Raw genomic sequence first — 6,792 nt, forward strand, 5'->3', positions numbered from 1 at the left:
TCGATTGCATGTCTGTTCGTGCGAGGTGGCTCATCGTGGCCCCGGGGTCTGCAGCTCTCGGGGCACTGTTGAGCTACCTTCACGTACCCGCAGCCTGGATTCTTGGTGCCATCGTGGTCTCGGGAGCCATGGCTTTGACGACGGGCAAGGAACTCGCCGTCAATGACCGCTTCTACGCCATGGCCCGCGGATTCATCGGAATGATGGCCGGTATTCCACTAACGTTGGTCCCTGCTTCCACGCTCATCGGCTTTGTGCCAGCTGCGGTGACGATGTCCCTTATCACCGTGCTTATCGGCGTTGCCGGCGGCGTGCTTCTACACCGCTCGCAGCCGAAGGATATCTCCTGGGAGACGGGTATCTTATCCATGCTGCCGGGCGGTGCCTCGCTCATGCCGGCACTGGCCAGCGAACTCGGGGCGGACTACCGTTATGTGGCGCTGACCCAATACCTGCGCCTTCTCGCGGTGTCGGTATCCCTCCCCTTGGTGGTCTCGTTTCTGAGCGCCCCCGCGGGCCAAGGCGTCGATATGAGTATCGACGGCGAGACGACGTGGTGGATTGTACTGCTCACCATCGCCATTGCCATCCTGGGCGAGCGCTTGGGCAAACTCGCTCGCTTACCCGCTGCTGCGGTGTTGGGCCCGCTCCTCTTAACCGTGCTGGTTACGCAGTTCCTACCAGCCGGCCACACCTTGGAGCCACTCTACGTCTTCAAAATCATGGCGTTTATGTCCATCGGCTGGGTCTGCGGTGGCGGACTGTCCGTGCCGGCACTCACGTCCTTTGCCAAGCAGCTGCCCGCCACCATCCTCTTCATCGTCGTGGTCATCGGCGTGTGCGCGCTCACCGCCCTGCCACTCACCGCGTGGCTGGGCATCACCTACTTCGAGGCATACCTCGCCACCTCGCCCGGCGCGCTGGAGACCGTCCTCGCACTTTCCGCGGAGGGCGGCGCCGGCCCCGCGGTCGTGGCCGTGCAGATTATCCGGCTCATCATCGTGCTCGTCATCGCCGGCTACCTGCCCCAGATCCTGGAGCTATTCCGCAAGCGCCGCTAGGGGAACCACCCACACCCCGTCTGGGCGTTGGAAAGCCGGCCCACTCGGAATCACAACTATCAGTGCTGCTGGTGGCGAAGAGAGTTTAGCTGCTACGTGCTTTAGATGTGCCGCCGCAGCATCAACCTCGTTGTGAGAAAGCTTCGCTTCAAACCCTACCCACGAACCGTCTCGGAGCTCCACCACTGCATCAATTTCTTCGCGCCCCTTCATATCCCTCAAGTGGAATACTCCGCGCGCACGCAGCGCCTGCGCATAAACGCGCAGATCGTGGACAAGTTGCGCCTCGAAGAGAATGCCTAGAGTCTCTAGATCCCCAAGCAGTTTGTCTGGCCCCGTTCCCAACAAAGCAGCAGCCAAACCGGGATCGGCTAAGTGACGTTTCGGCATTTGAACCATGGACGTCTTCGAACGAGTACGTGGTGACCACGCCGGCTGGTCCTCAATGAGGAAGAGGCGCGTAGCAAAATCGTGAATGACGTTCACAGTTTCTGCGGCTGGCGTCGAAGTAGCGCTACTGAGTTCTCCAATGCGTTTGCGAATCGCAGCAGCAGTAGCCGGTTGGGCAACCAGTCCGGCATAAGCATGAAGGAACGACTGAAAACGGCGCGGATCGCGTCGTGGTCCGCCGAGTTCGGGATAGTCGTGCTCACTCATTTCTGTCAGATAGGACTCCATCCCTTCCTGCGCGTCGAGCGGATCAAGGTCAAAGAACTCCGGGAAACCACCAGCAACGATCCAACGGGAATAATCAGCCACGGTGGCATCTGTCCCAGCGGTGGGTTCTTGATTGCCCGCAATGATTGAGCCCAGTGAGACGTGCTCGGCACCAAGTCCTCGCTCTGCCAAGCTCAATGTTCGCAGTTGAATGGAACGAATCCGGCCCGCACCAGAATGCCGGGTAGCATCATCATCGGGCGTGGAGGAACCTGTGAGGAGAAACTGCCCTTTGTCCTGCGAGTCATCGACTGCATGGCGCACCTCATTCCAGATAGCTGGGACAACCTGCCACTCATCAATGAGCCGCGGCCGTGCGCCTTCAAGCCCTAATGCCGGTTGCATGCGCGCAAGGTTTGCCTCTGGGGAGTCTCGGTCAAGTTGGATAACAGACTTGGCAAATTGGCGTGCCGTGGAAGTTTTTCCACTCGCGCGGGGGCCTTTAAGAAAGAGGGCACCCGAAACACGGAGCCCTCGTTCGACTTCTGCATCAACGATTCGGGGCAGGTACATACCAAGTACCTTAGCCCGAAAAATGGATAAATCACAGAGTCACTAGTGGATAAATCCAAGAGTCAGGTGTGGATAAATCCAAGATTCTGGCGCGCGACCTGGGGATTTAATCCAGAATGGTCTCGCGCAGGATCGACATTGGCACCGAGCCCATCGCTAGGGCCTGGGAGTGGAAGTCACGGACCTCCATGCCCTGCTCCACCGCAGCGTCGCGAGTCTGCTGCCACAGGCGCTGACCCAGCGCGTAAGACGGGGCCTGGCCCGGCCAGCCCAGGTAGCGTGTGACCTCAAAGGAGAGGTTGGCATCATCCATTGCGGTGTTCTCACGCATAAAGGTCTTGACATGGGACTTGTCCCAGACGCCGGACGCGGTGCAATCCGGCAGCGCCTTGCCCAGGTGGAGTCCAATGTCCACGACGACGCGGGCGGCGCGGAAACGTTGGGCGTCGAGAAGCCCCATGCGGAAGCCCGGATCATCCATGTAGCCCAGCTCCGCCATGAGCGCCTCCGCATACAAAGCCCAGCCTTCGCCGTGGCCGGAGTTCCACGTCACTGCACGGCGCCACAGGTTCAGGTCCGGCTGGGTCAGCGCGGCACCAATCTGCAGGTGGTGGCCCGGCGCACCTTCATGGTGGACGGTCGTCAGCTCCTGCCAAGTGTGGAACAGCTCCTGACCCGCGGGCACGGACCACCACATGCGGCCCGGTCGGGAGAAGTCATCGGAGGGCGAGGTGTAGAAGATGCCGCCGGTACCGGCCGGATCGATGCAGCATTCGATCTCACGCACTGCCTCCGGGATGTCGAAGGCAGTGCCGTTGAGGTCCTTGATTACGCGGTCCGCGGTGGACTGCATCCATTCCACCAGCGCGTCGGTGCCGTGCAGCTGGTAGCGCTCCTCTTCGTTGAGCTTGCGCATCGCCGCGCGGACTGTCACGTCCGAACCGTACAGCTGGTGAGCAATCTTCTCCTGCTCTGCCTTGATGGAGCGCACCTGTTCCAGGCCCCACCCATAGGCCTCATCGAGGTCCACCGCATCGCCGACGAAGAGCTTGGAGAAGCGCTCGTAGCGCTCGCGGCCCACCGCATCCTGCGACGGGGCCTGCGGCTGCAGCTCGTTGGAGAGCCAGTCGGCGAACTCGCCGAAAGCTTCCTTGGCTTTCGTGACCTCGGCAGAATCACCGTCGAGGCCGAGGTCCTCGAGCATGGAGCCGGCGTCGGCAAGCCGCTCGCTCTGCACGAATACTTCGGAAATCTGGCGCTGCGGAGCCACCATGCCTCGCGACGCCGCCTCGATGAGGGACTCCTTGTAGCCGCTTAACGACGCCGGCACCTTCGACAAGCGCGAGCGCAACATGTCCAGCTGCTCAGGCGTTTCGCGCGGCATGAGCATGAGCGTGTCGCGGATGGTCTGCACTGGGGAGGCAATGTTGTTAAGGCAACGAATGTCCTCGCCAGCATGGTGGAGGTCAAGATCCAGGCAGAGACGATCGCGCAAGACCTCAGCAGTAACGTAATCCACCTCGTCGAAGTCATCGTCATCATCAGACTCATCGGTGGTGTCATCGAGTGCATCGAGGTCCGCCAGCATCTCACGCGTACGGTCCGCTACGGCGGAGTAATACTCGGGCGAGAAATCCTCGAGCTCCCCATCGAAGCCCGGGATGCCCCATGCGGTGGCATTGGTAGGTGTGAGCTGCGCGAGGTCGTGAACGAAGTTATCGCACGACGCGTCCAGCAACGACGGCTGGCGCTCTGCGTTCTGGTCAAAACTCATAAGGGCGAAGTCTAACGAAAAACCTCTCGGTTCGGCCAACCCAGCGGCGGCTTTGTGCCAGGTTGTTAGCTAATTGTTGCCCCACTTGCTGCCGGGATTGCTCCAGGCCCCGAAAGCCTCCAATACAGCGACCGGTGTGGACTCCACCACCAGGGCATCAAGGAAACGCTGTTGGACAAAGCCCTCCTGCACCATTGCGGAGTACATGTGCACGAAAGGCTGCCAAAAGCCCTGCACATCCACTAGGCCCACAGGCCCCTCGATGTTGCCGAGCTGCTGCATGGTGAGAACCTCTGTGAGCTCCTCCAGCGTGCCCACACCGCCCGGCAGGCACACAAAAGCATCCGCGAGCTCCTCCATCCGTGTCTTGCGCTGCGCCATGGTGTCAACGACCTCGAGCTGCGTGATGTTCGGATGTGAGAGCTCGACATCAACGAGCTGCTGCGGGATAACCCCGATGACATGACCGCCAGCTGCCAGACAGGCGTCCGCGACGATGCCCATGAGACCAACGTCTCCGCCGCCGTAGACCAAGGTGAGCCCGCGGCGCGCGAGCTCCTCCCCCAGGTGGCGCGCAGCCTGCGCATAGGCCTCAGAATTTCCGGCGGCTGAGCCGCAATACACAGCAACAGAATCCATAGGTTTCACTCTATCGCAGCACCACTCCTAGACCATGATGTCTACTGGAAGCTAATTTCTATTAGACAATGCGGTCTGTTGAATTTATACTTGACGCCATGATCAAGTCTGGCCCCGTGTTCACCCGCCCTCGTACCCCTGCGGCGAAGTGCCTCCACATCATTCGACTCAACCCCGTCGTTACCCGCAGTGAGCTGGTAGAAGCCACCGGGCTATCCCAGCCCACCATTACCCGCGCCACCGCTGCGCTGTTGGGTGCCGGACTGATTCGCGAGCGCACCGACCTGACCCAGTCCCGCGGCCGTGGCCGGCCTACCGTTCCGTTGGAGGTCGCGGATAATGACTGGATGCTGGCCGGCATCGCGGTGGGTACTGCGTTCACGCGCATCGCGTTCTTCGATACCAAGGGCCGCACGCTCTGCGAGGAAGATGTGGCAACGCCCGTGTTCCGTTTGAGTGAGGGCGACATTATCGAGCACATCATCGCTGGTATGAACCGTCTGATGACGGGCCTCGACCGCCGTTTGGTCTCCGTGGGTGTGACCACGTCCGGCAGCGTCGATGAATCCGGCCGAGTGACGGCCCACAACCTGGGCTGGGAGCGCATGGATATTGCTAGCCGCCTGCAGTACCAGTTCGGTGTGCCGGTAGTTGTCTCCTCCGTCATTCCTGCCATCCTCGGCTCGGAGACGCAGTCCACGGAACTCGGTGCGGAGAAACCCGTCATGGTGCTCTACGCGGATGACTCGGTCGGCGCGGCGCTGACCGTGCACGATGAGATTGCTCCGCTGGAGCTTACCGCCCCGGATTCCCTGGCCACCCAGGCCGTGTTGGCGGCCGCAGGTGCGGAATCCCTTCCGGATGCCGTGCAGGACCCATCTGCGCGTGCGCTTCTCGACGACCGCGCCCGCTCCCTCGGCGCCATCGCCGCCGACCTCGTGGCTAAGCACGCACCGGATACCCTCGTCGTAGCCGGTGGCGCTTTCTCCGACGACCCGGCCGCTCCGAAGCTTTTTGCGTCTGCGGTGCGCCAGAACACCGACCAAGCGGTGGAGCTGCGCATGATTCCGTCGCATTCCGAGATTGTCCGCGCCTGCACCCGCGCCGTCGCCCTTGACCCGCTGCTGCGCGTACCGCTTGAGCTGGGCCGCGAGGCAAAGGCCGCCTAGAGTTTCTCGTCTCCGGTTGCGGGGTTGGTTGGGGTGTTTTAGGGTTCTGGGTCATGGGGGATTTAGAAACCTATTTCTCCTACCGCAACTCGGGGATCACACTGGTAAAGCAAGCGGTAGGAGGCGAGAAACGTTTACGCGCACTCGGCGCTGCACCTGCCGATGCCGCCGAACTGGCACGCTTAAACCACATCTACTTCGGCACCACCAAGTTCACGGGTAAGCAACGCACTGCCCGTAGCCGAGCCGCCGAACAAGGCCATGATCTGGCCACGCTGAGCCTTATTGAGTCCTACACGAAGAAGCTGAAAAACCAGCTGCATGCCTGGAACCTGCGTGTAAAGCTTGCCGGCACACCCGCTCACAGCATCCCAGCCGTGGCGGCCAAACGGCTCAAAGAGCTCAAGCCCAAACGTATCCCCACCCCGGGGGTGCGCATGACGTATCGTGCTGATGGGCCTCACTCGCTGACCATTACTGATGATCCCATGACCGTTACCGAGATGCGTGGCGTGCTGGAATCCATCAATAAGGACAACCTGCTCGACGCCTCCCGGCACGTTTTCTTCAATAAATCCCACGGCGGTACCAAACCCGCCGTATTCACCAGCGTGGTGGTGACCTTGGATAAGCTCGACAAGATTGTTAGCGGCGACGGTGACGACATCGTGCTTGAGCTAACTAATGGCGGCCGGATGACCGGCACGCAGTTCTTGAACTACAAGTTTGCTGAGATCGGCTACGTCACCCTCATCCACCCCACGATTGGGCCGGTGTGGCTGCACCGTATGAAACGCTTGGCTGGGTTTGAGCAGCGCATGATGGCCAGTGCCGAGCATCCCACCTGTGCCAGGAAGGGGTGTAATAAACCTGCTGATTATGCCCAGGTGCATCACCTGGTGCCGTGGAAGGCCGGTGG

At 61.0% G+C, this 6,792-nt stretch carries 6 protein-coding genes; 3 read left to right on the forward strand and 3 right to left on the reverse strand.

All coding sequences use genetic code 11. The features are described from left to right. The first annotated feature begins 8 nt into the window (after window positions 1–8). The gene (locus tag HMPREF2875_RS05160) at window positions 9–1,061 is read left to right on the forward strand and encodes an AbrB family transcriptional regulator (RefSeq protein WP_246817035.1); all 1,053 of its coding nucleotides are present in this window, start codon (window positions 9–11) and stop codon (window positions 1,059–1,061) included. Here the strand turns inward: HMPREF2875_RS05160 and HMPREF2875_RS05165 are convergent. From HMPREF2875_RS05165 to HMPREF2875_RS05175, 3 genes are all read right to left on the reverse strand, one after another. Further along, window positions 1,041–2,291 carry an ATP-binding protein gene (locus tag HMPREF2875_RS05165; RefSeq protein WP_070670928.1) on the reverse strand — a complete coding sequence of 417 codons (1,251 nt, stop codon included), beginning with the start codon at window positions 2,289–2,291 and terminating at the stop codon, window positions 1,041–1,043. The two genes, HMPREF2875_RS05160 and HMPREF2875_RS05165, sit on opposite strands and share 21 nt — an antisense overlap. Before the next feature lie 106 nt (window positions 2,292–2,397). Then, a complete protein-coding gene (locus tag HMPREF2875_RS05170) occupies window positions 2,398–4,065 on the reverse strand; it encodes a DUF885 domain-containing protein (RefSeq protein ID WP_070670930.1) in 1,668 nt (555 codons plus the stop codon). Window positions 4,066–4,134: 69 nt separating this feature from the next. Then, a complete protein-coding gene (locus HMPREF2875_RS05175; RefSeq protein WP_070670932.1) occupies window positions 4,135–4,704 on the reverse strand; it encodes an LOG family protein in 570 nt (189 codons plus the stop codon). 98 nt (window positions 4,705–4,802) lie between these two features. Here HMPREF2875_RS05175 and HMPREF2875_RS05180 point away from each other — a divergent pair, with 98 nt between their 5' ends. Both HMPREF2875_RS05180 and HMPREF2875_RS05185 read left to right on the forward strand, forming a co-directional pair. Next, on the forward strand, window positions 4,803–5,873 hold the full coding sequence (locus HMPREF2875_RS05180) for an ROK family protein (protein WP_070670934.1): 1,071 nt from the start codon (window positions 4,803–4,805) through the stop codon (window positions 5,871–5,873). Window positions 5,874–5,926: 53 nt separating this feature from the next. Beyond that, on the forward strand, window positions 5,927–6,792 hold an 866-nt coding region (locus HMPREF2875_RS05185), incomplete at its 3' end, for an HNH endonuclease signature motif containing protein (protein ID WP_070670936.1).

Source organism: Corynebacterium sp. HMSC078H07, from assembly GCF_001812805.1.
Classification (GTDB): domain Bacteria; phylum Actinomycetota; class Actinomycetes; order Mycobacteriales; family Mycobacteriaceae; genus Corynebacterium.